This window comes from Mycobacterium sp. SP-6446 (assembly GCF_001954045.1).
In the GTDB taxonomy this organism is placed as follows: domain Bacteria; phylum Actinomycetota; class Actinomycetes; order Mycobacteriales; family Mycobacteriaceae; genus Mycobacterium.
Genome location: NZ_MBEM01000136.1, coordinates 1 through 25,292 on the forward strand (window position 1 = coordinate 1; position 25,292 = coordinate 25,292).

Annotated in this window: 23 protein-coding genes and 2 tRNA genes; 21 read left to right on the plus strand and 4 right to left on the minus strand. The window is 67.1% G+C overall.

Annotated features, from left to right (window positions below; translation table 11 throughout):
- The first annotated feature begins 21 nt into the window (after positions 1-21).
- The 3 genes from A5736_RS11680 to A5736_RS11690 all read left to right on the plus strand — a co-directional run bounded on the left by A5736_RS11680 (position 22) and on the right by A5736_RS11690 (position 1,416).
- Entirely contained in the window at positions 22-669 is a 648-nt protein-coding gene (locus A5736_RS11680) for an HNH endonuclease (RefSeq protein ID WP_076246307.1), read from the plus strand.
- Between the two features lie 65 nt (positions 670-734).
- Positions 735-962 (plus strand): hypothetical protein, encoded by a 228-nt coding sequence (locus tag A5736_RS11685; protein ID WP_076246308.1) that lies wholly within the window; start codon positions 735-737, stop codon positions 960-962.
- Positions 949-1,416: a DUF5130 domain-containing protein gene (locus A5736_RS11690; protein WP_076128637.1), complete on the plus strand. Its 468-nt coding sequence runs from the start codon at positions 949-951 to the stop codon at positions 1,414-1,416. Before A5736_RS11685 ends, A5736_RS11690 begins: the two co-directional genes overlap by 14 nt.
- 10 nt (positions 1,417-1,426) lie before the next feature.
- Here A5736_RS11690 and pepN read toward each other — a convergent pair whose 3' ends face one another.
- A complete protein-coding gene (gene pepN, locus A5736_RS11695; RefSeq protein ID WP_076246310.1) occupies positions 1,427-4,012 on the minus strand; it encodes an aminopeptidase N in 2,586 nt (861 codons plus the stop codon).
- A gap of 107 nt (positions 4,013-4,119) precedes the next feature.
- Here pepN and A5736_RS11700 point away from each other — a divergent pair, with 107 nt between their 5' ends.
- Genes A5736_RS11700 through A5736_RS11715 form a run of 4 tightly spaced genes read left to right on the plus strand, consistent with a single transcriptional unit; the run spans position 4,120 to position 6,371 of the window.
- Positions 4,120-4,743 (plus strand): Rv2466c family mycothiol-dependent reductase, encoded by a 624-nt coding sequence (locus tag A5736_RS11700; RefSeq protein ID WP_076246311.1) that lies wholly within the window; start codon positions 4,120-4,122, stop codon positions 4,741-4,743.
- 31 nt (positions 4,744-4,774) lie between these two features.
- Positions 4,775-5,254 carry a ribose-5-phosphate isomerase gene (locus A5736_RS11705; RefSeq protein ID WP_076246313.1) on the plus strand — a complete coding sequence of 160 codons (480 nt, stop codon included), beginning with the start codon at positions 4,775-4,777 and terminating at the stop codon, positions 5,252-5,254.
- A gap of 9 nt (positions 5,255-5,263) precedes the next feature.
- The gene (locus A5736_RS11710; RefSeq protein ID WP_076246314.1) at positions 5,264-6,067 is read left to right on the plus strand and encodes an Fpg/Nei family DNA glycosylase; all 804 of its coding nucleotides are present in this window, start codon (positions 5,264-5,266) and stop codon (positions 6,065-6,067) included.
- A 52-nt stretch (positions 6,068-6,119) separates the two neighbouring features.
- Positions 6,120-6,371, plus strand: coding sequence for a hypothetical protein (locus A5736_RS11715; RefSeq protein ID WP_076246316.1), 252 nt, complete (start codon positions 6,120-6,122; stop codon positions 6,369-6,371).
- 54 nt (positions 6,372-6,425) lie between these two features.
- Here A5736_RS11715 and A5736_RS11720 read toward each other — a convergent pair whose 3' ends face one another.
- Together A5736_RS11720 and A5736_RS11725 are read right to left on the minus strand one after the other, a co-directional pair.
- Complete coding sequence (locus A5736_RS11720; protein ID WP_076128650.1) at positions 6,426-7,610, minus strand: serine hydrolase domain-containing protein; 1,185 nt, start codon at positions 7,608-7,610, stop codon at positions 6,426-6,428.
- Between the two features lie 31 nt (positions 7,611-7,641).
- Positions 7,642-7,712: transfer RNA gene (locus A5736_RS11725), tRNA-Gly, on the minus strand.
- A gap of 133 nt (positions 7,713-7,845) precedes the next feature.
- Between A5736_RS11725 and A5736_RS11730 the strand changes: the two genes are divergently transcribed.
- The 4 genes from A5736_RS11730 (at position 7,846) to clpP2 (ending at position 10,699) form a co-directional block, all read left to right on the plus strand.
- Positions 7,846-7,922, plus strand: a tRNA-Pro gene (locus A5736_RS11730).
- Positions 7,923-7,953: 31 nt separating this feature from the next.
- Positions 7,954-9,360 carry a trigger factor gene (gene tig / locus A5736_RS11735; protein ID WP_076128652.1) on the plus strand — a complete coding sequence of 469 codons (1,407 nt, stop codon included), beginning with the start codon at positions 7,954-7,956 and terminating at the stop codon, positions 9,358-9,360.
- Positions 9,361-9,476: 116 nt separating this feature from the next.
- On the plus strand, positions 9,477-10,067 hold the full coding sequence (locus tag A5736_RS11740) for an ATP-dependent Clp protease proteolytic subunit (RefSeq protein WP_076057754.1): 591 nt from the start codon (positions 9,477-9,479) through the stop codon (positions 10,065-10,067).
- A complete protein-coding gene (gene clpP2, locus A5736_RS11745) occupies positions 10,064-10,699 on the plus strand; it encodes an ATP-dependent CLP protease proteolytic subunit ClpP2 (protein ID WP_076128655.1) in 636 nt (211 codons plus the stop codon). The genes A5736_RS11740 and clpP2 overlap by 4 nt, the downstream gene beginning before the upstream one ends.
- On the opposite strand, the gene mmuM is transcribed toward clpP2, so the two are convergent.
- Positions 10,696-11,586 (minus strand): homocysteine S-methyltransferase, encoded by an 891-nt coding sequence (gene mmuM, locus A5736_RS11750; protein ID WP_076246317.1) that lies wholly within the window; start codon positions 11,584-11,586, stop codon positions 10,696-10,698. The two genes, clpP2 and mmuM, sit on opposite strands and share 4 nt — an antisense overlap.
- Before the next feature lie 291 nt (positions 11,587-11,877).
- Here mmuM and clpX point away from each other — a divergent pair, with 291 nt between their 5' ends.
- From clpX to ndk, 10 genes are all read left to right on the plus strand, one after another.
- A complete protein-coding gene (gene clpX / locus A5736_RS11755) occupies positions 11,878-13,158 on the plus strand; it encodes an ATP-dependent Clp protease ATP-binding subunit ClpX (protein ID WP_076057751.1) in 1,281 nt (426 codons plus the stop codon).
- Positions 13,159-13,458: 300 nt separating this feature from the next.
- Positions 13,459-15,420, plus strand: coding sequence for a 2-oxoacid:acceptor oxidoreductase subunit alpha (locus A5736_RS11760; RefSeq protein ID WP_139333272.1), 1,962 nt, complete (start codon positions 13,459-13,461; stop codon positions 15,418-15,420).
- Positions 15,417-16,499: a 2-oxoacid:ferredoxin oxidoreductase subunit beta gene (locus A5736_RS11765; RefSeq protein WP_076128662.1), complete on the plus strand. Its 1,083-nt coding sequence runs from the start codon at positions 15,417-15,419 to the stop codon at positions 16,497-16,499. The genes A5736_RS11760 and A5736_RS11765 overlap by 4 nt, the downstream gene beginning before the upstream one ends.
- Before the next feature lies 1 nt (position 16,500).
- Positions 16,501-17,118: a molybdenum cofactor guanylyltransferase gene (gene mobA, locus A5736_RS11770; RefSeq protein ID WP_083667351.1), complete on the plus strand. Its 618-nt coding sequence runs from the start codon at positions 16,501-16,503 to the stop codon at positions 17,116-17,118.
- Between the two features lie 1,098 nt (positions 17,119-18,216).
- Entirely contained in the window at positions 18,217-18,855 is a 639-nt protein-coding gene (locus A5736_RS11775; RefSeq protein ID WP_076246362.1) for a transglycosylase family protein, read from the plus strand.
- A 100-nt stretch (positions 18,856-18,955) separates the two neighbouring features.
- On the plus strand, positions 18,956-20,215 hold the full coding sequence (locus tag A5736_RS11780) for a trans-acting enoyl reductase family protein (protein WP_076246319.1): 1,260 nt from the start codon (positions 18,956-18,958) through the stop codon (positions 20,213-20,215).
- A 26-nt stretch (positions 20,216-20,241) separates the two neighbouring features.
- Entirely contained in the window at positions 20,242-22,875 is a 2,634-nt protein-coding gene (locus A5736_RS11785) for a valine--tRNA ligase (protein WP_076246320.1), read from the plus strand.
- Entirely contained in the window at positions 22,872-24,320 is a 1,449-nt protein-coding gene (locus A5736_RS11790; protein WP_076246322.1) for a folylpolyglutamate synthase/dihydrofolate synthase family protein, read from the plus strand. Before A5736_RS11785 ends, A5736_RS11790 begins: the two co-directional genes overlap by 4 nt.
- Positions 24,317-24,718, plus strand: a complete 402-nt coding sequence (locus A5736_RS11795; protein WP_076246323.1) for a DUF4233 domain-containing protein — start codon at positions 24,317-24,319, stop codon at positions 24,716-24,718. The genes A5736_RS11790 and A5736_RS11795 overlap by 4 nt, the downstream gene beginning before the upstream one ends.
- Positions 24,719-24,747: 29 nt before the next feature.
- Complete coding sequence (gene ndk, locus A5736_RS11800; RefSeq protein ID WP_076128672.1) at positions 24,748-25,158, plus strand: nucleoside-diphosphate kinase; 411 nt, start codon at positions 24,748-24,750, stop codon at positions 25,156-25,158.
- The last annotated feature ends 134 nt before the right edge of the window (positions 25,159-25,292 follow it).

Here is a 25,292-nt window from a genome sequence, read left to right on the forward strand (position 1 = left end):
TGGACTATCCGCGGAGGATCTATGGCGCATGGCAAGAGACGCCGCAGCCACCGCAGTTCCGGTGCCGCGGCAGGGTTGACCGGGCCCCCATCCGTGTTGCCTCTGCACAGCGTCGATACCCACCCGCCCACCCGCCACGAGAGCGCGTCGATCTGGAGTCGTCGGCGGGTCCTGCTGCTGAATTCCACCTACGAGCCGTTGACCGCGCTGCCGATGCGCCGGGCGATCGTCATGGTGATCTGCGGCAAGGCCGACGTCGTGCACCACGATCCCGCCGGACCGGTGATCCACTCGGCGACCAGGTCAATCGTGGTGCCGTCGGTGATCCAGTTGCGCACCTACGTCCGGGTGCCGTACCGCGCCCGCGTCCCGATGACCCGCGCCGCACTGATGCACCGCGACCGTTTCTGCTGCGCCTACTGCGGGGCGAAGGCCGACACCGTCGATCACGTGGTGCCACGCAGCCGCGGCGGCGACCACTCCTGGGAAAACTGCGTCGCGTGCTGCTCGACGTGCAACCACCGCAAGGGCGACAAGCTGCTCACCGAGCTCGGCTGGGCGCTGCGACGCGCGCCGGTGCCGCCCACGGGACAGCACTGGCGATTGCTGTCCACCGTCAAGGAATTGGATCCCGCCTGGGCTCGATACCTCGGTGAAGGCGCCGCCTGACCCAACTTGGGTCCTGAGTGCGTCGGTTCGTCGCGCCGTGGGATACGGTTTGCGTCGTGAGCGTTATGCAGATCCATCTGTTGTTCATCGGGATCCCGTTATCGCTGGTGATCGTGCTCGTCGGGCTGATCTGGTCGCACAAGGGTCCGCACCCGGCGACGTACAAGATGTCGGAGCCGTGGACACATCCGCCCATCCTGTGGGCCGCCACCGACGAAGCCGTCGGCGGCGAGCACGGCGGGCATGGCACGTCGGAGTTCTCGGTTGGGGGTGGCGCCAGTGGCACGTGGTGAAGTAGCGACGATCGAGCCCGCCGAGCTGCCCAAGGGCTTCGTGATCACCACCAGCGGACGCATCTCGGGGGTGACCGAGCCCGGGACGGTGTCGGTGCACTACCCGTTCCCGATCAAAGACCTCGTCGCCATCGACGACGCGCTGAAATACGCGTCGCGGTCCTCGATGGCGCGGTTCGCCATCTATCTCGGCGACCTGGGCAGCGACACCGCCGCTCGGGCCCGCGAAATCCTGGCCAAGGTCCCCACGCCCAACAACGCGGTCTTGCTCGCGGTCTCACCCGACCAGTCCGTCATCGAGGTCGTCTACGGCGCCCAGGTTCGCGGGCGCGGCGCCGAGTCGGCCGCGCCGCTGGGAGTGGCCGCCGCGGCGTCGGCGTTCAAGCAGGGGAACCTGGTCGACGGGCTCGTCAGCGCGATCCGCGTGCTCAGCGCCGGAATATCGCCCGCCTGACCGCTCGCTGCTAGCCCGCGGAACCGTCGAAGCGGCGGGCCCGCAGCGAACGCTTGATCCCCGCCTGGCCCTCCAGCACCAGCCGGCGCAGCGCCGGCGGCACCTCGGACTCCGGGGCCTGCAGGAACCGGTCGGCGGCCGCAACACCCTCCTCGCTGATATCCCAGTGCGGGTACAACCCGATCACCACGGTCTGGGCGACCTCGCTGGAACGTCGCGTCCACACTCCGGGGATGGCGTCGAAGTAGCGCTCGGTGAACGGCTTGAGCAGCTCATGCTGTCCCGGCGGCGCGATGCCCGCGATCATCGAGCGGGCCGTGATGTTGGCCAGGGTGTCGTCCTCGACCACCGTGGTCCACGCCTGCTCCTTGACCTGCGGTTGGGGCCGGGCGGCGGCGGCCTGGGCGCCGTGGCGCTTGCCGGCCGCCGTGGGGTCGCGCTGAACCTCGGCGTCGATGAACGGTGTCGCCGGCCCGTCGGCGTCGATCTTGCCGGCGGTGGCCAACGCGATCACGATGCGCCAGCGCAGGTCGGTGTCGATCTGCAGGCCGGCCAACCCGAGTTCGTCGGGGTCGCGATCGAGCAGGTCGGCCAGCGTCTCGACATGCCGAGGGGACAGCACCGACGTGCACAGCGCGTTGAGGAACGCGAGCTGGTGATCCGATCCGGGCTCCGCGGCGCGGGCCAACTCCAGCAGCCGGTCGGCGAACTGCGCCCAGCCGTCCTGGTGGGCCCAGGCCGGGTCGGCGTAGGAGGTCAGCGCCGTCTGCGCCTGCATCAGCAGCCGCTGCAACACCGCAACCTCCGTTTCGGCGTGCACGCCGCGCGATACCAGTGCCACGAAGTCACGGGCGCGCAGCTCGGCCTCGCGGGTCATCTCCCACGCCGCCGACCACACCAGCGAGCGTGGCAGCGGCTCGGTGATGTCGCCGATGCGTTCCAGCGCGGTCCGCAGCGACTGCGGGTCCAGCCGCAGCGAGCAATAGGTCAGGTCGTCGTCGTTGACCAGAATCAGCTTGCCGCGCGAAACACCAACCAGCGCAGCAACTTCCGTGTCGGCGCCATCGACGTCGATTTCCTCCCGGTGTAGCCGCACTAGCTTGCCGGACCCGTCGTCGTCGTAGATTCCGATCGCCAGCCGATGCACCCGCGTCTCGCCCGCGCCCGGCGCCGCGCCGCCCTGCTGCACCACGAACCGGGTGAACCTGCCGTCGGCGTCCAGGTCGAAATCCGCGCGCAGCGTGTTAAGCCCGGTGGTTTTCAGCCACTGCTGGCCCCAGGTCGACAGGTCGCGGCCGGACGCCTTCTCCAGCGCGGCGATCAGATCGCCGAACGTGGCGTTGCCGTACGCATGGGTGCGGAAGTAGTCGCGCAGCCCGGCCAGGAAGTGCTCCAGTCCGACGTAGGCCACTAGCTGCTTGAGCACCGATGCGCCTTTGGCATAGGTGATTCCGTCGAAGTTCACCTCGACCGCGGCCAAGTCGGGGATGTCCGCTGCGATCGGGTGCGTCGAGGGCAGCTGGTCCTGACGGTATGCCCACGATTTCTCGACGGTGGCGAAAGTCGTCCAGGCCTCGGTGAATTCGGTGGCCTCGCTTTGACACAACACCGACGCGAACGTCGCGAACGACTCGTTCAGCCACAGGTCGTCCCACCACGACATGGTGACCAGGTCCCCGAACCACATGTGCGCCATCTCGTGCAGCACCGTCTCGGCGCGCCGCTCATAGGATGCGCGGGTGACCTTGCTGCGAAAGACATAGTCCTCGAGGAACGTCACCGCGCCGGCGTTTTCCATTGCGCCGGCGTTGAATTCGGGCACGAACAGCTGGTCGTACTTGCCGAACGCATACGGCAGGCCGAAGTTCTTGTGGTAGAAGCCAAAGCCCTGCTTGGTCTGGGTGAACAACCGCTCGGCGTCCATGTACGGCGCCAGCGAGGCGCGGCAGTAGATGCCCAGCGGGATCTCGCCGTGTTCGTCGGTGTAGGCGTCCTTCCACTCCGCGTACGGCCCCGCGATCAACGCGACCAGATAGGTGCTCATCCGCGGGGTGGTGGCGAAGGTATGCACGCCGTCGGCGACGCCGGTGGTCGCGCCGTTGGAGATCACCTTCCAATGCTTCGGCGCGGTCACCTGCATGGCGAACGTGGCCTTGAGGTCGGGCTGGTCGAAGCAGGCGAACACGCGCTTGGCGTCGGCGGTTTCGAATTGCGAGTACAGATACGTCTCGTCGTCCACCGGGTCGACGAAGCGATGCAGTCCCTCGCCGGTGTTGGAGTAGCGGAAATCGGCGTCGACGACGACGACATTGCGGTCGGCGAGTCCGTTCAACGCGATGCCGGTCGATTCGTCGTAGCCGGACACGTCCAGTTCGCGGCCGTTGAGGGTGGCGCTGCGGATGACCTCGGCGGCGATGTCGATGACCGTGTCGGCGCCGGCGAGCGCGTCGAACACCACGGTGGTGGTGGACCGGAACGTGCGTTCGCCGGGGGCGACGGAACCGTCGGTGAGATCGACGTTGATCTGGTAGCTGTCGACCGTGATCAGGCCGGCGCGTTCGACGGCCTGGTCCCGGGTGAGGTTAGGTAGGGCCACGCGTCCAACTTAAAGCGTGCGGGCCCGGCGCCGCAGAGCGGGAACAGGCGAGCGGCGACTACGGTTGTGCTGAACGGTGTTCTAACCGTTGACGAGAGGACTGCGCAATGCCCGAGAAGGCACCCGTGAAAAACCAAGCCGATTTCTGGTTCGATCCGCTGTGCCCGTGGTGCTGGATCACGTCGCGCTGGATCCTCGAGGTGGAGAAGGTTCGCGACATCGAGGTGAACTTCCACGTCATGAGCCTGGCGATACTCAACGAAAACCGCGAAGGCCTGCCCGACAAATACCGCGAAATGATGAAGCATGCCTGGGGCCCGGTGCGGGTGGCGATCGCCGCCGAGCAGGCCCACGGTGCGGACGCGCTGGGCCGGCTGTACACGGCGATGGGTACTCGGATTCACAACGAGGACAACAAAGACCTCGAAGAGGTCATCAAGCTGTCCCTCGCCGACTCCGATCTGCCCGCCGAGCTTGCCAAGGCCGCGCAGAGCGACGCCTACGACGACGCGCTGCGCAAGAGTCACCATGCCGGGATGGACGCGGTCGGTGACGATGTCGGGACGCCGACCATCCACGTGAACGGGGTGGCGTTCTTCGGGCCGGTCCTGTCGAAGATCCCGCGCGGCGAGGAGGCCGGCAAGCTGTGGGACGCCTCGGTGACCTTCGCGTCCTACCCACACTTCTTTGAGCTCAAGCGGACCCGCACCGAGCCGCCCCAGTTCGACTGACCCCGCGCGCGCCTGTGTAAGGATTGCGGGCATGCGCGTTTACCTCGGCTCTGACCACGCGGGATTCGAGCTAAAACAACAGATCATCGCCCACCTCGAGAAGTCCGGGCATGAGCCGATCGACTGCGGTGCGTTCACCTACGACGCGGACGACGACTACCCGGCGTTTTGCATCGCCGCCGCGACGCGCACGGTGGCGGACCCCGACAGCCTCGGCATCGTGCTGGGCGGATCGGGCAACGGCGAGCAGATCGCGGCCAACAAGGTGCCCGGGGCACGCTGCGCGCTGGGGTGGAGCGTCGAGACCGCGACGCTGGCCCGGGAACACAACAACGCGCAGTTGATCGGCATCGGTGGCCGCATGCACACCGTTGCCGAGGCGTTGGCCATCGTGGACGCCTTCCTGAACACGCCGTGGTCGAAAGCCGAACGCCACCAACGGCGTATCGACATTCTCGCCGAATACGAACGCACTCACCAAGCGCCGCCGGTGCCCGGCGCCCAGGGCTGAGAGAGTCCGGTGCCCGAAGGGCATACCCTGCACCGGTTGGCGCGGCTGCATCAGCGTCGATTCCGCGGCGCACCCGTGGCGGTGTCCAGCCCGCAGGGCCGATTCGCCGATTCGGCCGTCGTCGACGGTCGGGTGCTGCGCCGCGCCAGCGCCTGGGGCAAGCACCTGTTTCATCATTACGCCGGCGGCCCGATCGTGCACGTGCACCTCGGTCTCTATGGCACATTCACCGAATGGGAACGCCCCGCCGACGGCACGCTCCCGGATGCGGTGGGCCAGGTGCGGATGCGGATGGTCGGCGCCGACTACGGCACCGACTTGCGCGGCCCGACGGTGTGCGAGGTGATCGACGAGGCGCAGGTCGCGGATGTGGTCGCCAAGCTCGGTCCGGACCCGCTGCGCGCTGACGCCGACCCGTCGTGGGCGTGGGCCCGAATTGCGAAGTCCCGCAGGCCCATTGGCGCGCTGTTGATGGACCAGACGGTTATCGCGGGCGTGGGCAACGTCTACCGCAGCGAGTTGCTGTTCCGCCACCGCATCGACCCGTTCCGGCCCGGCCAGAAGATCGGCGAGGCCGAATTCGACGCGGCGTGGACCGATTTGGTTGCGCTGATGAAGGTCGGCTTGCGCGGCGGCAAGATCATCGTGGTGCGGCCCGAACACGATCACGGCCCACCGTCCTACCGGCAAGGGCGGCCGCGGACATACGTGTACCGACGTGCCGGTGAACCCTGCCGGGTGAGCGGGGATCCGATCCGCACCGCGGTGCTGGAGGGCCGAAACGTGTTCTGGTGCCCCACTTGTCAAACATGACCGCTCGGCGTCTACTGGTTGGACTTCCTCTCGAAAGGGTAAGGGTGGCGTCGTGAAGACAATTCCGCGGACAACTGCAACGCTTTTCGCGTTGATCGTCGGCCTGGGGCTGGCTGGAGTGGGCGCCACGACCCAAGCCCAGGCGCAGCCGGGGCCCTTCCCGCAATGGTGCCCGGGTGAATTCTGGGACCCGGGCTGGGGCAACAACTGGGACTGGAACAACTGCCATGACTGGCGCGCGGCGCCGCCGGAGCGTCCTTGGGAAGCGCCGCCGCCGCCACCGCCCCCGGCGTGGCACCCGTGATCCGCACAACCAAACGCGCCCCGTCGATACGGCGGGGCGCGTTTTTCGGACGCGTCAGTCCGCGGTGACTCCCAGCGCCGCGTAGACCTCGTTGCTGAGCGCGAGGCTGCGCGGGTCCGCATTGGATTTGGTGGCGTCGAAGCGATTCGCCACATACGCGTAGCCGATGCGGTGCTCCAGATCGACGAAGCCGAATGAGCCCCCCAGCCCTCCGTGGCCGAAGATCCGACGGTTGGGGCCGTTCACGCCGCGCTGGTTGAGCATGTACCCCAGGCCCCACCCGTGATCGGCGACGCGGGGTCCGAGCACCAGATCGGTCTCATAGCCGCCCTGGCACACGCGGACCAGGTCCATGTGCTCCCGGCTGAGCAGCTTCTCTTGCGCCAGCGCGTTGTAGAACGTGGCCAGTCCCAGCGCCGACACCTGACCGTTGGTGCCGGGGAACTCGAGCTGGCGCCACAACTGCAGGTCGTGCGAGCCGAGTTCGTCGTCGGGCGCGAAACCCATCGAGATCGACAATCCCGCTTTGGGGTGTTCGGCCAGGCTCGTCGGGTAGCCGGGGGCCTGCACGTCGGCCAACAGGCCGCGGGCGTGGGGCTTGTTGACCCGCTCGGCGCAGCGGCGTTGTTCGGCGGGGGACAGGCCGATGTGGACGTCGGCGCCGAGCGGTTCGGCGATTTCGGTGCGCAGGTACTGACCGATCGTGCGACCGGTGATCCGGCGGAACACCTCGCCGACGATGAAACCGAAGGTGGTCATGTGGTAGCCCTGGGCGGTGCCCGGCTCCCACCAGGGTTCGGCGGCGGCCAATTGCTCGCAGACGAAGTCCCAGTCGGCGACCTGCTCCCAGAGCATTCGGGTGCGCGGCCCGATCACGCCGGACCGGTGGCCCATCACCATGGCCAGGGTGATGTCCTGCTTGCCCGCCTGCGCGAACTCGGGCCAGTAGCGCGCTATCGGCGCGTGCAGGTCCAGCTCGCCGCGGTCGGCAAGCTGATGGACGCACGTGGACGAAAGGCCCTTGGTGCCCGAGAGCACGGTGGTCAGGGTGTCCTGCCGCCACGGGCGGGTGCCCGCCGCGTCGGCCGAGCCGCCCCAGAGGTTGACGACGAGGTCGCCGTCGACCCAGACGGCAACGGCCGCGCCGACCTCGTGGCGCATCGCGAAGTTGCGCGCAAACGCGTCGCGTACGCCGACGAAGTCCGGCGCGCATGAGCCCTTGATATCGACGTCGCTCATGGCGCCTTTCTGTCGAGCAGTTGCCCAGCAGAGCGGGCGACGGGAATCGAACCCGCGTAGCTAGTTTGGAAGACTAGGGCTCTACCATTGAGCTACGCCCGCATATATAAGTCGAGCGAGACTGTATCTGGCGACGAACATCAAATCTAATCGAAGCGGGTCTGTTATCGCACCGTGAGGTCGTGAGGTCGCTGCGAAGCCGGCGCCGCCGGGCCGTAGGATCGCGAGGTCAGCGCGGGGTGTAGCGCAGCTTGGTAGCGCATCCGCTTTGGGAGCGGAAGGCCGCAGGTTCAAATCCTGTCACCCCGACCAGACCGCAAACGACCACCGAGGAGCACACCCCGTGAAGAGCAGTGTCGAGCAGTTGAGCCCCACCCGGGTGCGCATCAATGTCGAAGTGCCGTTCACCGAGCTCGAGCCCGATTTCCAGCGGGCTTACAAGGAGCTGGCCAGGCAGGTGCGGCTACCGGGTTTCCGGCCCGGCAAGGCGCCCGCGAAGTTGCTGGAGGCCCGTTTCGGCCGGGAGGCGATGCTCGACCAGGTCGTCAACGAGGCGCTGCCCGCCCGGTATGGGCAGGCCGTCGCGGAGTCGGAAGTCCATCCCCTTGGCCAGCCCGACATCGAGGTGACCAAGAAGGAGTACGGCCAGGAGCTGGCGTTCACCGCCGAGGTCGACATCCGGCCCGAGATCACCCTCCCGGACCTGAGCGCGCTGCAGGTGTCGGTGGATCCGATCGAGGTCAGCGACGACGACGTCGACGCCGAACTGCAGTCGCTGCGCGCCCGGTTCGGCACCCTGAAAGGGGTGGACCGGCCGGTGGCCGACGGAGACTTCGTTTCGATCGACCTGTCGGCGACCGTCGACGGCGAGGACGTTCCGGGCGCCGCCGCGCAGGGACTGTCCCACGAGGTCGGCTCCGGCCGGCTCATCGCCGGCCTCGACGAGGCCGTCGTCGGTTTGTCCGTCGACGAGTCCAAGGAGTTCACCGCGCAGCTGGCGACCGGTGAGCATGCCGGAAAGGACGCGCAGGTCACCGTCACCGTCAAGTCCGTCAAGGAACGCGAACTGCCCGAGCCCGACGACGAGTTCGCCCAATTGGCAAGCGAATTCGACACCATCGAGGAGCTGCGGTCCAACCTCCGCGACCAGGTGGCCCGGCTCAAGCGCGCCCAGCAGGCCGACCAGATCCGCAACGCCACGCTGGACGCTCTGCTCGAGCAGGTAGACGTGCCCCTGCCGGAGGCGGTCGTACAGGCCCAATTCGACAACGCGATGCACGGCGCGCTGCACGGCCTGGACCACGACCAAGCCAAGTTGGACGAGGTGCTCGCGGCCCAGGGCAAGTCGCGTGAGGAGTTCGAGGCCGAGACGCGCGACGCCGCGGAGACCGAGCTGCGCAAGCAGCTGCTGCTGGATGCGCTGGCCGACGACTTGGAGGTCCAGGTCGGGCAGGACGACCTGACCGAGCGACTGGTGATGACGTCTCGGCAATACGGCATCGAGCCGCAGCAGCTGTTCGCCTATCTCCAGGAGAACAATCAGCTGCCGGCCATGTTCGCCGACGTGCGGCGCGGGCTGGCCATCGCCGCGGCGGTCGAGGCGGCGACGGTCAGCGATACCGAGGGCAACGCGATCGACACCAGCGAGTTCTTCGGCAAGCGCGACCAGGCCGCAGAGGAGGCCACGGATGAGGGCGGCGACGACGCGCCCGAGGACGCGGCCGAGGCCTCGGACGAAGCCGAGAAATGACGCTGTGAGCGAACGCGCCCGTTTCGATGGGTGCGTGGCCAGCGCGCAGTGGGCTCGGTTGGTTAGTGTCGGTGCATACGGATTTCGAGAAAGCAGGTAACCCAGTCGTGACTGACATGCGTTCGAACTCGCAGGGTCTCAACCTCACGGACTCGGTCTATGAGCGCTTGCTCACCGAGCGCATCATCTTCCTCGGTTCGGAGGTGAACGACGAGATCGCCAATCGGCTGTGCGCGCAGATTCTGCTGCTCGCCGCCGAGGACTCGACCAAAGACATCTCGCTCTACATCAATTCACCCGGCGGATCGATCAGTGCCGGGATGGCGATCTACGACACCATGGTCCTGGCGCCGTGCGACATCGCCACCTACGCGATGGGCATGGCCGCGTCGATGGGTCAGTTCCTGCTCGCCGCGGGCACCAAGGGCAAGCGCTACGCCCTGCCGCACGCCAGGATCCTGATGCACCAGCCGCTGGGCGGGGTGACCGGCAGCGCGGCCGACATCGCCATCCAGGCCGAGCAGTTCACGCTGATCAAGCAGGAAATGTTTAGGCTTATCGCCGAGTTCACCGGTCAGCCGGTCGAGCGCATCGTGACCGACTCCGATCGCGACCGGTGGTTCACCGCCGCGGAAGCCCTCGAGTACGGCTTCGTCGACCACATCATCACCCGCGCCGCACACCTCACCAACGGAGAAGCCCAATGAATCCCGAGATCCAACCCCAGGCGCGGTACATCCTGCCGTCGTTCATCGAGCACTCCAGCTTCGGCGTCAAGGAATCCAACCCGTACAACAAGCTCTTCGAGGAACGCATCATCTTCCTCGGCGTCCAGGTCGATGACGCGTCGGCGAACGACATCATGGCCCAGTTGCTGGTGCTGGAGTCATTGGATCCCGATCGCGACATCACCATGTACATCAACTCCCCGGGTGGGGGGTTCACCTCACTGATGGCGATCTACGACACGATGCAGTACGTGCGCGCCGACATCCAGACGGTGTGTCTGGGTCAGGCCGCTTCGGCGGCGGCGGTGCTGCTGGCGGCCGGGACGCCGGGTAAGCGGATGGCGCTGCCCAACGCGCGGGTGCTGATCCATCAGCCGTCTCTTCAGGGTGTCATCCAGGGCCAGTTCTCCGATCTGGAGATCCAGGCCGCCGAGATCGAGCGGATGCGCACGCTGATGGAGACCACCCTGGCCCGCCACACCGGCAAGGACGCCTCGGTGATCCGTAAGGACACCGACCGCGACAAGATCCTGACCGCGGAAGAGGCCAAGGACTACGGGATCATCGACACCGTCCTGGAGTACCGGAAGCTTTCGGCTCAAACGGCCTAACGGTCGAGGACGGTCGCCAACTCCGCGATATCGGCCGGCCCCACTCGGCAGCATCCGCCGATGATGCGCGCCCCGGCCGCCGCCCACTGCGCGGCGCGTTGCGCGGAAAAGCTGCGCGGCCCGGTCCAACGCTGGCCGTCCCAACGCTCGCCGCTGTTCGGGTAGACGATGATCGGCTTGCCGATGTCGGCGATCGCGATGGCGGCGAGAACGTCGTCGGCCGCACAGCAATTCACGCCGACCGCGACGATCTCGTCGACGCCGGCCGCCACCGCGAACGCGTCGGCGAGCGGTTGTCCGGCGCGGGTCTTCGTCCCGTCGATGGTGTAGCTGAGCCAGGCCGGCACGCCGACCGAGCGCACCAGGTTCACCAGTGCCTCGGCCTCGTCGACATCGGGCACCGTTTCCAGGGCGAGCACGTCGGCTCCGGCGCCGGCCAGGACCTCCAGCCGGGGACGATGCCAGCGCGTCAGCGCCGCGACGGACATGCCGTAGCGGCCGCGATACTCGGATCCGTCGGCCAGCGCCGCGCCGTACGGTCCGACCGAGGCGGCGACGCAAAGGTTCTCGGCAGCCGCGGCGTCACGCGCGGTCTTGGCGAGATCGACGCTGCGACGCAGCAGCGCGACGGCGGCGCCGCGGGCGATCCCGCGGGCCGCGAAACCGTCGAACGAAGCCTGGTAGCTGGCGGTCGTCGCGATCGACGCACCGGCGCGAAAGTACGCCGCGTGGACCGCGACGATCTGCTCCGGGTCATCGGCCAACAGCCGCGCCGACCACAGCGGGTCGGACAGGTCGTGACCGCGCGCCTCCAGCTCGGTGGCCAGGCCGCCATCACTGATCAGCACGGATTCGCTGGGCCAGGTAAATCCCACAGCCAAACCCACACCGCCACTGTAGGGTGGGTTGCCTGGTGGTCAGCCAGAAAACCACCGGGTTCGGGGGCGCACAAGCCTCGGTCGGGTAACGACCGCGACACGCCAAAGACACGCTATGCGCGTCTTTGACGAGTGACCGGCGTCATCGGGCTATATGTTTCATTCAGACGGACAGCATTGAATACCACCGACGCGATTCGGCGCTAACGGTCGCGAGGGGCCCGAGCAAGCGGGTAGCGTCGGGGATTACATGCGGCACAGCACGACGAACGGCGAACAGGAAGTAGGCACTTAAGCACCATGGCGCGCATCGGAGACGGCGGTGACCTGCTGAAGTGCTCGTTCTGCGGGAAGAGCCAAAAGCAAGTCAAGAAGCTCATTGCTGGCCCCGGTGTGTACATCTGCGATGAGTGCATCGATCTGTGTAACGAGATCATCGAAGAGGAGCTCGCCGACGCCGACGACGTCAAGCTTGACGAACTGCCCAAGCCCGCCGAGATCCGGGAATTCCTGGAGGGATACGTCATCGGGCAGGACACCGCCAAGCGGACGCTGGCGGTCGCGGTCTACAACCATTACAAGCGGATCCAGGCGGGCGAGAAGGGTCGTGACTCCCGGTACGAGCCGGTCGAGCTGACCAAGTCCAACATCCTGATGCTCGGACCGACCGGCTGTGGCAAGACCTACCTCGCCCAGACGCTCGCCAAGATGCTCAACGTGCCGTTCGCCATCGCCGACGCCACAGCGCTGACCGAAGCCGGTTATGTCGGTGAGGATGTCGAGAACATCTTGCTGAAACTCATCCAGGCCGCCGACTACGACGTCAAGCGCGCCGAGACCGGGATCATCTACATCGACGAGGTCGACAAGATCGCGCGCAAGAGCGAGAACCCGTCGATCACCCGCGACGTCTCGGGGGAGGGCGTGCAGCAGGCCCTGCTGAAAATCCTCGAGGGCACGCAGGCGTCGGTTCCCCCGCAGGGCGGCCGCAAGCACCCGCACCAAGAGTTCATCCAGATCGACACCACCAACGTGCTGTTCATCGTCGCGGGTGCGTTCGCCGGCCTGGAGAAAATCATCTACGAGCGGGTCGGCAAGCGCGGGCTGGGCTTCGGCGCCGAGGTCCGCTCCAAGGCCGAGATCGACACCACCGATCACTTCGCCGACGTGATGCCCGAGGACCTGATCAAGTTCGGTCTGATCCCCGAATTCATCGGCCGCCTCCCGGTCGTCGCCTCCGTCACCAACCTGGACATGGAGTCGTTGGTGAAGATCCTGTCCGAACCGAAGAACGCTTTGGTCAAGCAGTACACCCGGCTCTTCGAGATGGACGGCGTCGAGCTGGAGTTCACCGACGACGCGCTGGAGGCGATCGCCGATCAGGCCATCCACCGCGGCACGGGCGCGCGGGGGCTGCGGGCCATCATGGAAGAAGTCCTGCTGCCGGTGATGTACGACATCCCGAGCCGCGACGACGTCGCCAAGGTCGTCGTCACGAAGGAAACCGTGCAGGACAACGTGTTGCCGACGATCGTGCCGCGCAAGGCTTCGCGCGCCGAGCGTCGCGACAAGAGCGCGTAGGCCACCAGTTCAACATTCATGGCGCCCGGCGGTTTGCCGGTCATGGCTTCGCGGAACCCCACCGACGTGACGAACAACACAGTTTGCGTCGTACCCATCAGTAGCACCCCGCTGACTTCGGCATTGGCCCCAAACCCGCTGCGTGCGAGGGATATGAGACGGTCATCCTCGCCGAAAACCGGTGCCATAATTGGTACTACCAGTGACACACAAGCTTCAGGGCACGGGAGTCACTCCATCGGCGCGTACCCTAAAGCTCCAGTGGAGTGCCTATCCGATTGACAAATGGAGGGCGGAGACGTGGATCCGAACGGCAGCGGAGCCGGATCAGATTCTCATAGCGAGATCCGTCATAACGGGTCCGACCGTCAGCGGCTGGAACAAGTTGTCATCCGCTTCGCCGGGGACTCCGGCGACGGTATGCAGCTGACCGGCGACCGGTTCACGTCGGAGGCAGCGCTTTTCGGAAACGACCTGGCGACTCAGCCGAATTACCCCGCGGAGATCCGCGCCCCCGCAGGCACGCTGCCCGGCGTCTCGTCGTTCCAGATTCAGATCGCCGATTACGACATCTTGACCGCCGGCGACCGACCGGACGTGCTCGTCGCCATGAACCCCGCGGCGCTGAAGGCCAACATCGGCGACCTGCCGCGCGGCGGAATGGTGATCGCGAACTCCGACGAATTCACCAAGCGCAACCTGACGAAGGTCGGCTACGTAACCAACCCGCTGGAGTCCGACGAGCTCGACGACTACGTCGTGCACTCCGTCGCGATGACCAACTTGACCCTTGGGGCCGTCGAGACGATCGGCGCGTCGAAGAAAGACGGCCAACGCGCGAAAAACATGTTCGCCCTTGGCCTTTTGTCGTGGATGTACGGGCGCCCAATCGAGGCCAGCGAGAAATTCATCCGGGAGAAGTTCGCCCGCAAGCCCGACATCGCAGAGGCCAACGTGCTCGCCCTTAAGGCGGGCTGGAACTACGGCGAAACGACCGAGGCGTTCGGCACCACCTACGAGGTCTCCCGCGCGACGTTGCCGGCCGGTGAATACCGGCAGATTTCGGGCAACACCGCGCTGGCCTACGGCATCGTGGCGGCCGGGCAGCTGGCCGGCATCCCGGTGGTGCTCGGCAGCTATCCGATCACGCCGGCCTCGGACATCCTGCACGAGCTGTCCAAGCACAAGAACTTCAACGTGATCACCTTCCAGGCCGAAGACGAGATCGGCGGCATCTGTGCGGCGATCGGCGCCTCCTACGGCGGGGCGCTGGGCGTCACCAGCACGTCGGGACCGGGGATTTCGCTGAAGTCCGAGGCGCTGGGCCTGGGCGTGATGACCGAGTTGCCGTTGCTGGTCATCGATGTGCAGCGCGGCGGACCGTCGACCGGGCTGCCCACCAAGACCGAGCAGGCCGACCTGCTGCAGGCGTTGTACGGCCGCAACGGGGAGTCGCCGGTGGCGGTCCTGGCTCCGCGGTCGCCGTCCGACTGCTTCGAGACCGCGCTCGAGGCGGTGCGCATCGCGGTGTCGTACCACACCCCGGTGATCCTGCTGTCCGACGGCTCGATCGCCAACGGCTCTGAGCCATGGCGGATTCCGGACGTCGGCTCGCTGGAGCCGATCAAGCACATCTTCGCCAAGCCCGACGAACCCTTCCAGCCTTACAACCGCGACCCGGAAACCCTGGCGCGTCAGTTCGCCGTTCCGGGCACACCCGGACTGGAACATCGCATCGGCGGTTTGGAAGCGGCGAACGGCAGCGGCAACATCTCCTACGAGCCGATCAACCACGACCTCATGGTCCGGTTGCGCCAGGCCAAGATTGACGGCATCTCCGTCCCCGACCTGGAAGTCGACGATCCGACCGGAGACGCCGAGCTGCTGCTGATCGGCTGGGGCAGCTCCTACGGCCCGATCGGCGAAGCCTGCCGTCGCGCGCGGCGCAAGGGCATCAAGGTCGCGCACGCCCACCTGCGCTACCTCAGCCCGTTCCCCGCGAACCTCGGCGAGGTGCTGCGGCGTTACCCGAAGGTGGTCGCGCCGGAGATGAACCTGGGGCAGTTGGCGCTGATCCTGCGCGGCAAGTATCTGGTCGACGTGCAATCGGTCACCAAGGTCCAGGGCGTGTCGTTCCTGGCCGACGAGATCGGGCGCGTCATCCGCGCCGCGCTGGGCGGAACATTGGCCGAAATCGAGCACGATAAGACGATGGTCGCCAGAATGGCGGCAGCAACAGTTGGAGCGGGAGCTATCGAATGACGAGCGACCTAGCGGGCACAGACCTCGGGTTGACGCCGAGGTTGACGAAGAACGACGGCGTGCCCACGACGGATCAGCCGCAGAAGGGCAAAGACTTCACCAGCGATCAAGAGGTCCGGTGGTGCCCGGGCTGCGGCGACTACGTCATCCTCAACACCATCCGCAACTTCCTGCCCGAGCTGGGGCTGCGTCGGGAGAACATCGTCTTCGTCAGCGGCATCGGCTGCTCCAGCCGGTTCCCGTACTACCTGGAGACCTACGGGTTCCACTCCATCCACGGCCGGGCCCCGGCCATCGCGACCGGGCTCGCCCTGGCCCGCGAGGACCTGTCGGTGTGGGTGGTCACCGGCGACGGCGACGCCCTGTCGATCGGCGGCAACCACCTGATCCACGCGCTGCGCCGCAACGTCAACATCACGATCCTGCTGTTCAACAACCGGATCTACGGCCTGACCAAGGGGCAGTACTCGCCGACGTCCGAGGTCGGCAAGGTCACCAAGTCCACGCCGATGGGATCGCTGGATCACCCGTTCAACCCGGTGTCGTTGGCGCTGGGCGCCGAAGCGACCTTCGTCGGCCGCGCACTGGACTCCGACCGCAACGGGCTGACGGAGGTCCTGCGGGCTGCCGCCCAGCATCGCGGCGCCGCCGTGGTCGAAATCCTGCAGGACTGCCCGATTTTCAACGATGGCTCGTTCGACGCGCTGCGCAAGGAGGGCGCCGAGGAGCGGGTGATCAACGTCCGCCACGGCGAGCCGATTGTCTTCGGCGCCAACGGCGAATACTGCGTGGTGAAGTCCGGCTTCAGCCTCGAGGTGGCCAAGACCGCCGACGTGGCCGTCGAGGAGATCGTCGTGCACGACGCGCAGGCCGACGACTCGGCCTACGCGTACGCGCTGTCGCGGTTGTCGGACCAGAACCTCGAGCACACGGTGCTGGGCATCTTCCGCAACATCAACAGGCCCACCTACGACGACGCGGCCCGCTCCCAGGTTCGTGCGGCCCAGTCGTCCAAGCCGTTCGATACCGCTGCGCTGCAGTCACTGTTGCGCGGGCGCGACACCTGGACCGTCGACTAAGGTGGCCCAGCTCGTGCCCGACGCAGTCTCACTGGCCGGGGTAGTACTCGCTGGAGGCGAGTCGCGGCGGATGGGCCGCGACAAAGCAACCCTGCCCTTCCCGGGTTCTTCGGGCGCCGGTGCGACCACGATGGTTGAGCACGTTGTCGGCATCCTCGCGCAGCGCTGCGAACCAGTTTTGGTGATGGCCGCGCAGGGACAACCGCTGCCCGCACTGCAGGCCCGCATCATCCGCGACGAGTTGGGCGGCCAGGGGCCGTTGCCGGCGACCGCGCGCGCACTGCGCGCCGCCTCCGACGCGGGCACCCGCCTCGCTTTCATCTGCGCCGTGGACATGCCGCTGTTGAGCGCTGAACTGATCGATGACCTCGCCCGCCGCGCGCTGGAGACCAACGCGGAAGTCGTGTTGCCGTGGGACGGCCGGGATCATTTTCTGGCCGCGGTGTACCGGACCGATCTCGCCGCCCGGGCCGAGGCGCTGGTGGCCGCCGGTGAGCGCAAAATGCGTGCCCTGGTTGACGTTTCGGACACGCAGCGAATCGTCACATCGGATTCGCGTCCGTTGACCAATGTCAACAGCGACGCTGACCTGCGTGCCCTGGTGCGGTCCGGAGCCTGACGCGAGCCGACAGCTCGAAAGAATGCGCCGCGTAATCGGTGCGCTTATTTCATTTCGCCGACACAATTGCTTAACTTGGGTTTGACAAATGGCTCTGAATTCTTGAATCGGCAATATCGGCCGGTTAGAAACTATTGCCTCTAGTTAGTATCCGAACACTTCTAAAAGCCGATCGTCACACCATTCCTGAATGTCGCCGTAATACGTTGGCGCAGTGGCGGTTTGGCATGACCCCCGACGTACATCGTACCAGGTTGAGTTCGGCCCCGCCCGACGCGGCAGTCCGGCGCCGCGAGTGAGGCCGGCAAATTGCGCAGCGCAAATTGTCGATCCGGGAGCACGCCTTCTCGTCAACTCGTGTCGGACCGTAGCCGTGGCTGGGGGCCGGATCGACGAACGTCGCCAAAAACACTGGGGCAGTGGGTAAGTCGTGTAAATGCCAACGATGCGGCGGACCGGGCGACGTCGGTGCAAGCACTTGCCCGTGGTCTTCCGCCGCGCTAGCATGAGCCGACCAATTAGGCTGAGGCACTTCGGCTTTCGAAGTTACATATGTCCGAATCTTGTCAAGTCGCGCGTGTCGGGCGCCAATTGGGCTTGGTCGCCGTGTACCCTGCGCGGCTCGTCCCTGCGACGCGCGCCGGCGCATCGCCGCAAATCGTGTGCCAGCTCACAAAATGTACGTGATTCGGCTCACGGGAACCGGGTAGCGATCATGGTCGGATGGGGTCGAATAAATGGTTGCTGACCTGCAAAATTATTTGTGCTATCGCGCCGTGATCACGTCGTTATCAAACTGAGATGCACGTTCTCTCGAGATGACGAATGCAATCGGTTCTCGTACGGTCCCTGGTAGCCCGAAACGGGTGACGGAAAGTACCGAAAAATTGAATCCACGGACCCGCGTGTGAGCGGGGCTGCGGTCGGCGACAGCCGTCCCGCGGTCGGTGGGCGATAGCTCGCCGGCCAGACCAGTCCCGCTGTCGTGCCCGAACGAGACGGCACGTCCCGAAGCACTTTTCCGCTTGGACAACTGCACCCCCCAAACCCACGGCTGTGGGTTTGCTTTGGCGCGCGCGCACCGCGAAAGGAACGATATTGAAGAACGTCCGTAAGACGCTCATCCTCGCCGCGATCACGGGCACGCTCGTGACGATGCCGTCCGCCCACGCGGAGCCGATGGGCTTTGACCCGAACGTTCCCCCGACCGGGCAGGGCCCTGACGCGCCCCCGCCTCCGGCTCCCGACGCCGCGGCCCCTGTGGGCTTCAACCCGAACGTTCCGCCGCCGCCCGCGGTGCCGGAGGCCTTGGCGCCCGTTGACGCGCCGGCCGGCTTCGACCCGAACGTTCCGCCGCCGCCCGCGGCGCCTGAGGTTCCGCCGCCGCCCGCCCCCGCGGGCTTCGACGGCAACCCGCCGATGCCTCCGGTGCCGGATGCACCGCCGCCTCCGGCTCCGGACGCTCCGCCACCTCCGGCTCCGGACGCGCCCCCGGCTCACAAGGCCTACAGCGTGAACTGGGACGCGATCGCGCAGTGCGAGTCGGGTGGCAACTGGGGCATCAGCACCGGTAACGGCTTCTCCGGTGGCCTGCAGTTCACGTCGAGCACGTGGCACGCCAACGGTGGGTCGGGCTCCCCGTCCAGCGCCAGCCGTGAGGAGCAGATCCGGGTGGCCGAGAACGTTCTGCACTCGCAGGGCATCGGCGCCTGGCCGGTCTGCGGCCGCCGCGGCTGACCGACTGCCGAAAACTGACGGCCTCGCCGTCGCACGTATAAGTAATGCCGGGCCCAAGGCCCGGCATTACTTATCTGCGGGTCGGGGTAGCGTCGGGCCCGTGACCGCAACGCCGCGCGAATTCGACATCGTGTTGTACGGCGCGACGGGTTTTGTGGGGAAGCTGACCGCCGAGTATCTGGCACGCGCCGGCGGTGAGGCCCGGATCGCGCTGGCCGGCAGGTCACCGGACCGGCTGCGCGCCGTCCGGGACACCCTCGGCGCATCCGCGCGGGACTGGCCGACCCTGAGCGCCGACGCCGCCTCGCCGTCGTCGCTGGGGGAGATGGCCGCCCGGACGCGAGTCGTCGTCACGACGGTCGGGCCCTACACCCGCTACGGGTTGCCCTTGGTGGCCGCGTGCGCCGCGGCCGGCACCGATTACGCGGACCTGACCGGCGAGCCGCCGTTCATGCGACAGAGCATCGACCTGTACCACAAGCAAGCGGCCGACACCGGCGCCCGAATCGTGCACGCCTGCGGCTTCGATTCCATCCCGTCAGATCTGACCGTTTATGCGCTGCATCTCGCGGCGCAGGCAGACGGCGCCGGCGAGCTCGGCGACACCCACTTCGTCGTCCGCTCTCTGCGGGGCGGATTCTCCGGCGGCACCTACGCGTCGCTGCTGGAAGTCCTGCACACCGCCTCGAGCGACCCCGACGCGCGCCGCCAGCTCGCCGACCCCTACACGTTGAGCACCGACCGCGGCGCGGAGCCCGAACTCGGCCGGCAGCCCGACCTGCCGTCGCGCCGTGGCCGGGACCTCGCGCCGGAACTATCCGGCGTGTGGACCGCGGGATTCTTGATGGCGCCCACGAACACCCGGATCGTGCGGCGCAGCAACGCATTGTTGGACTGGGCCTACGGCAGGCGTTTCCGCTACGACGAGAACATGAGCCTCGGGTCGTCGGCCGTCGCGCCCGTGGCGTCGGCTGTCTTCGGCGGCATCGGCAACGCGATGTTCGCGATGGGCAGCCGCTACTTCCGGCTGCTGCCGCGTCGCCTGGTGGAGCGGGTCCTGCCCGAGCCGGGGACCGGTCCCAGTGCGGAGGCCCGGGAGCGCGGCTACTACAAGGTTGAGACGTACACCACAACGACCGGCGGCGCTCGCTATGTGGCGAGAATGGAGCAGCGCGGGGACCCCGGCTACAAGGCGACCTCGGTGTTGTTGGGAGAGAGCGCACTTGCACTTGCGTTCGATCGCGACAAGCTCTCGGACCTGCGGGGCGTGCTGACCCCGGCGGCCGCGATGGGCGATGCCCTGCTGGCGCGGTTCCCGGACGCCGGTGTGTCGTTGCGGGTCGACCGGCTGGCTGGGTGACCCGCGCCGATCCCTAGAATTGACCGGTGACCGCCAGTCCTAGTTCCGGAGCCGACCTGCCCAAGTCGTGGGAGCCGGGCGCGATGGAAAGCGCGATCTACCAGAAGTGGCTGGACGCCGGTTACTTCGCGGCGGACTCGGCCAGCACCAAACCCGGGTACTCGATAGTGCTGCCGCCGCCGAACGTGACCGGCAGCCTGCACATGGGTCACGCGCTGGAACACACCATGATGGACGCCCTGACGCGCCGCAAGCGCATGCAGGGCTATGAGGTGCTGTGGCAGCCGGGCATGGATCACGCGGGTATCGCGACCCAGAGCGTGGTGGAAAAACAGCTCGCGGTGGACGGCAAGACTAAGGAGGACTTCGGTCGAGAGCTGTTCATCGACAAGGTCTGGGATTGGAAGCGCGAGTCGGGCGGCGCCATCGGTGGCCAGATGCGCCGTATCGGTGACGGGGTGGATTGGAGTCGCGACCGGTTCACCATGGACGACGGCCTGTCCCGCGCGGTGCGGACCATCTTCAAGCGGCTCTACGACGCCGGACTGATCTATCGGGCCGAGCGGTTGGTCAACTGGTCGCCGGTCCTGCAGACGGCGATCTCCGACATCGAGGTCGTCTACGACGAGGTCGAGGGCGAGCTGGTCTCGTTCCGCTACGGGTCACTCGACGACGACGAGCCACACATCGTGGTCGCCACCACCCGGGTCGAGACGATGCTCGGCGACACCGCGATCGCCGTCCATCCCGACGACAAGCGCTACCGGCATCTGGTCGGCACCACATTGCCGCACCCGTTCATCGACCGGCAACTCATCGTCGTCGCCGACGACCACGTCGATCCCGAATTCGGCACCGGGGCGGTCAAAGTCACGCCCGCGCATGATCCCAACGACTTCGAAATCGGACTGCGCCACGAGCTGCCGATGCCAAACATCTTGGACACCAAGGCCTTTATCGTCGACACCGGAACCGAGTTCGACGGCATGGACCGCTTCGAGGCGCGGGTGGCGGTGCGGGAGGCGCTGGCCGCGCAGGGCCGCATCGTCGAGGAGAAGCGGCCGTACCTGCACAGCGTCGGGCATTCGGAGCGCAGCGGCGAAATCATCGAACCGCGTCTGTCGCTGCAGTGGTGGGTCAGGGTGGAATCGCTGGCCAAGGCCGCCGGCGACGCGGTGCGCAACGGGGACACCGTGATTCACCCCGCCAGCATGGAACCGCGCTGGTTCGGCTGGGTCGACGACATGCACGACTGGTGTATCTCGCGACAGCTGTGGTGGGGCCACCGCATCCCGATCTGGTACGGGCCCAACGGCGAACAGGTGTGCGTCGGCCCGGACGACACACCCCCGGATGGCTGGGCGCAGGACCCCGACGTGCTGGACACCTGGTTTTCGTCCGCGCTGTGGCCGTTTTCGACGCTCGGTTGGCCGGAGAAGACCGCCGAACTGGAAAAGTTCTATCCGACAAGCGTTCTGGTGACGGGCTACGACATCCTGTTCTTCTGGGTGGCGCGGATGATGATGTTCGGCACCTTCGTCGGCGGTGACGACGCGATCACCGTGGGCGGCAGCCGCGGCCCGCAGGTTCCGTTCACCGATGTGTTCCTGCACGGGCTGATCCGCGACGAATTCGGCCGCAAGATGAGCAAGTCGCGGGGCAACGTCGTCGACCCCCTCGATTGGGTGGAAAAGTTCGGGGCCGACGCGCTGCGGTTTACCCTCGCGCGCGGTTCCAGCCCCGGCAGTGACCTGGCCGTCGGCGAGGATCACGTCCGGGCGTCGCGCAGTTTCGTCACCAAGCTGTTCAACGCGACACGGTTCGCGCTGCTCAACGGCGCCAGCCCGGCGACGCTGCCCGACCTTGCGGACCTGACCGACGCCGACCGCTGGATCCTGGGAAGGCTGGAAGAGGTTCGCGCCGAAGTCGATTCGGCGTTCGACGGCTACGAGTTCAGCCGGGCCTGCGAGTCGCTTTATCACTTCACCTGGGACGAATTCTGCGACTGGTATGTCGAATTGGCCAAGACGCAGCTTTCCGAAGGGCTCGCCCACACGACCGCCGTGCTGGCGGCGGTACTCGACACGCTGCTGCGGTTGCTGCACCCGGTCATCCCATTCGTCACCGAGGCGCTGTGGCAGGCCCTGACCAACCAGGAGTCACTGGTCATCGCCGAATGGCCGAAGCCCTCAGGTATCGCGCTGGATCCGGTTGCCGCACAACGGATCAGCGACCTGCAGAAGCTTGTCACCGAGATCCGGCGGTTCCGCAGCGATCAAGGGCTGGCCGATCGGCAGAAGGTGTCGGCACGCCTGAGTGGTGGGGGAGAACTGAGCGCACAGGTGATGGCCCTGACCTCGCTGACCGCGCCGGGGCCCGACTTCACCCCGTCGGCGTCGCTGGAGGTCCGCCAAGGGTCCGGCACAGACATGCTCGAACTCGACACGTCGGGCACCATCGATGTGGCGGCCGAGCGCCGTCGTCTCGAAAAGGATTTGGCCGCAGCGCAAAAGGAGCTGGCATCCACCGCCGCGAAATTGGCCAACGACGACTTCCTGGCCAAGGCTCCCGAGCAGGTGGTCGGCAAGATCCGCGACCGCCAGCGGGTGGCCCAAGAGGAAACCGAACGGATCACCGCCAGGCTGGCCGGGCTGCAATGACCGAGTCGCCGGGACCGGGACGCTTCGACACCGACGCCATGGCGCCCACACCGGACGAGATCGCGTCCCTGCTGCAGGTCGAGCACCTGCTGGACCAGCGCTGGCCCGAGACCAAGATCGAGCCGAGCCTGACCCGGATCACCGCGCTGCTGGATCTGCTCGGCTCGCCGCAGCGCGGCTACCCGTCGATCCACGTCGCGGGCACCAACGGAAAGACCTCGGTGGTGCGGATGATCGATGCGCTGCTCACCGCGTTGCACCGGCGCACCGGTCGAACCACCAGCCCGCACCTGCAGTCGGCGGTCGAACGCATCGCGATCGACGGCGAACCCATCAGCCCCGCGCGTTACGTGGCGACGTATCGGGAGATCGAACCGTTCGTGCAGATGATCGACGAGCAATCGCAGGCCGCCGGCGGGCCGGCGATGAGCAAGTTCGAAGTGCTGACCGGCATGGCGTTCGCCGCGTTCGCCGACGCACCCGTCGAGGTCGCGGTCGTCGAGGTGGGCATGGGCGGACGCTGGGACGCCACCAACGTGATCGACGCGCCCGTGGCCGTCATCACGCCGATCGACATCGACCACGTCGACTATCTGGGCGACGACATCCGCGGAATCGCCGGCGAAAAGGCGGGCATCATCACCAAGGCACCCGACGGCGCGCCCGACACCGTCGCGGTCATCGCGCGGCAGGCGCCCGAGGCGATGGAAGTGCTGTTGGCCCAATCCGTGCGCGCCGACGCGGCGGTCGCCCGGGAGGATTCCGAGTTCGCGGTGTTGGATCGCCAGGTGGCGATCGGCGGGCAGGTGTTGCGGCTGCAGGGCCTTGGCGGGGTGTACTCCGACATCTTCCTGCCGCTGCACGGCGCACATCAGGCGCACAATGCGGCGGTGGCCCTGGCGGCGGTCGAGGCGTTCTTCGGCGCCGGCGCGCAGCGTCAGCTCGACATCGACGCCGTCCGGGCCGGTTTCGCGGCGGTCCGCAGTCCCGGCCGGCTGGAACGCATGCGCAGCGCGCCGACGGTGTTTATCGACTCCGCGCACAACCCGGCCGGGGCGGCCGCGCTAGCGCAGGCGCTCGCCGACGAGTTCGAATTCCGTTACGTCGTCGGCGTGCTCAGCGTGCTGACGGGCAAGGATGTGGACGGCATCCTGGCCGCGCTGGAGCCGGTGTTCGACTCCGTCGTGGTGACCCACAACGGGTCGCCGCGGGCGCTGGACGTCGAATCGCTGGCGGTGGCGGCCCGGGCGCGGTTCGGCCCGGAGCGCGTGACGACGGCCGAGGACCTGCGTGACGCCATCGAGGTCGCTACCGCCCTGGTCGACGACGCGGCCGCGCTCGGGGACGCCGAAGCGGGCGCGTTCTCCGGCACCGGGATCGTCATCACCGGCTCGGTCGTCACGGCCGGGGCCGCGCGCACCTTATTCGGTCGCGATCCGCAATGACCGCCCCAAGCCCGCAGGGACCCGTGCCACCCGCAGACCCATGGAGGAGCTTCGGCGCGGTGATGGCCGCGACCCTGCTTCTGGAAGCGATCGTGGTGCTGCTGGCGATCCCGGTGGTCGGCGCCGTCGGCGGCGGCCTGAACCCGGTATCGCTGGGCTACCTGATCGGCCTGGCCGCGCTGTTGATCCTGCTCACCGGGCTGCAGCGCCGACCGTGGGCGATTTGGGTGAACCTGGGCGTGCAAGCGGTGCTGGTCGCCGGGTTCCTGATCTACCCCGGCGTGGGCTTCATCGGTTTGCTGTTCGCCGGTGTGTGGCTGCTGATCGCCTACCTGCGGGCCGAGGTCAGGCGGCGGCAGCAATACGGACAGCCGCAGGGCCAGCCGCCACCCGACTGATCGCCGCCGCATTCTGTACGCTGTCCGCCGTGACGGAACGGACCCTGGTACTGATCAAGCCGGATGGCGTCGAGCGGCGGCTGGTCGGCGAGATCATCGGCCGCATCGAGCGCAAAGGTCTCGCCATCGCCGCGCTCGAACTCCGACACATCGACGCGAAGCTGGCGAGCCAGCATTACGCTGAGCACGAGGGCAAACCGTTCTTCGAGTCGTTGCTGCAGTTCATCACCTCGGGTCCGGTGGTGGCGGCAATCGTGGAGGGCCCGCGAGCGATCGCGGCGGTTCGCCAGCTCGCCGGGGGAACCGACCCGGTCGACCAGGCCACGCCCGGCACCATCCGCGGCGACTTCGGGCTGGAAACGCAGTTCAACCTGGTGCACGGCTCCGATTCGGCCGATTCGGCCAAGCGCGAGATCGCGCTGTGGTTTCCCGGCGTTTAGCCAGGCGACGATAGCGGGCCGCGGGGGGATCAGGGTGGGTTTGCGGAGCGCCGAAGTCGGGTGCCGCTGGACCCGGGCCGTGATGTGGGATACTTATAGTTGGGTGAACGTCGCCGGACCGGCGTCGGACACCC

Excerpts from the sequence above, each read along its gene's own strand:
- A5736_RS11700 (WP_076246311.1), top strand. The coding sequence starts at position 4,120 with ATGCCCGAGAAGGCACCCGTGAAAAACCAAGCCGATTTCTGGTTCGAT.
- A5736_RS11765 (WP_076128662.1), top strand. The coding sequence starts at position 15,417 with ATGACGAGCGACCTAGCGGGCACAGACCTCGGGTTGACGCCGAGGTTG.
- clpX (WP_076057751.1), top strand. The coding sequence starts at position 11,878 with ATGGCGCGCATCGGAGACGGCGGTGACCTGCTGAAGTGCTCGTTCTGC.
- A5736_RS11720 (WP_076128650.1), bottom strand. The coding sequence starts at position 7,610 with ATGAGCGACGTCGATATCAAGGGCTCATGCGCGCCGGACTTCGTCGGC.
- A5736_RS11685 (WP_076246308.1), top strand. The coding sequence starts at position 735 with ATGCAGATCCATCTGTTGTTCATCGGGATCCCGTTATCGCTGGTGATC.
- clpP2 (WP_076128655.1), top strand. The coding sequence starts at position 10,064 with ATGAATCCCGAGATCCAACCCCAGGCGCGGTACATCCTGCCGTCGTTC.
- A5736_RS11740 (WP_076057754.1), top strand. The coding sequence starts at position 9,477 with ATGCGTTCGAACTCGCAGGGTCTCAACCTCACGGACTCGGTCTATGAG.
- A5736_RS11790 (WP_076246322.1), top strand. The coding sequence starts at position 22,872 with ATGACCGAGTCGCCGGGACCGGGACGCTTCGACACCGACGCCATGGCG.
- A5736_RS11680 (WP_076246307.1), top strand. The coding sequence starts at position 22 with ATGGCGCATGGCAAGAGACGCCGCAGCCACCGCAGTTCCGGTGCCGCG.
- A5736_RS11795 (WP_076246323.1), top strand. The coding sequence starts at position 24,317 with ATGACCGCCCCAAGCCCGCAGGGACCCGTGCCACCCGCAGACCCATGG.
- A5736_RS11705 (WP_076246313.1), top strand. The coding sequence starts at position 4,775 with ATGCGCGTTTACCTCGGCTCTGACCACGCGGGATTCGAGCTAAAACAA.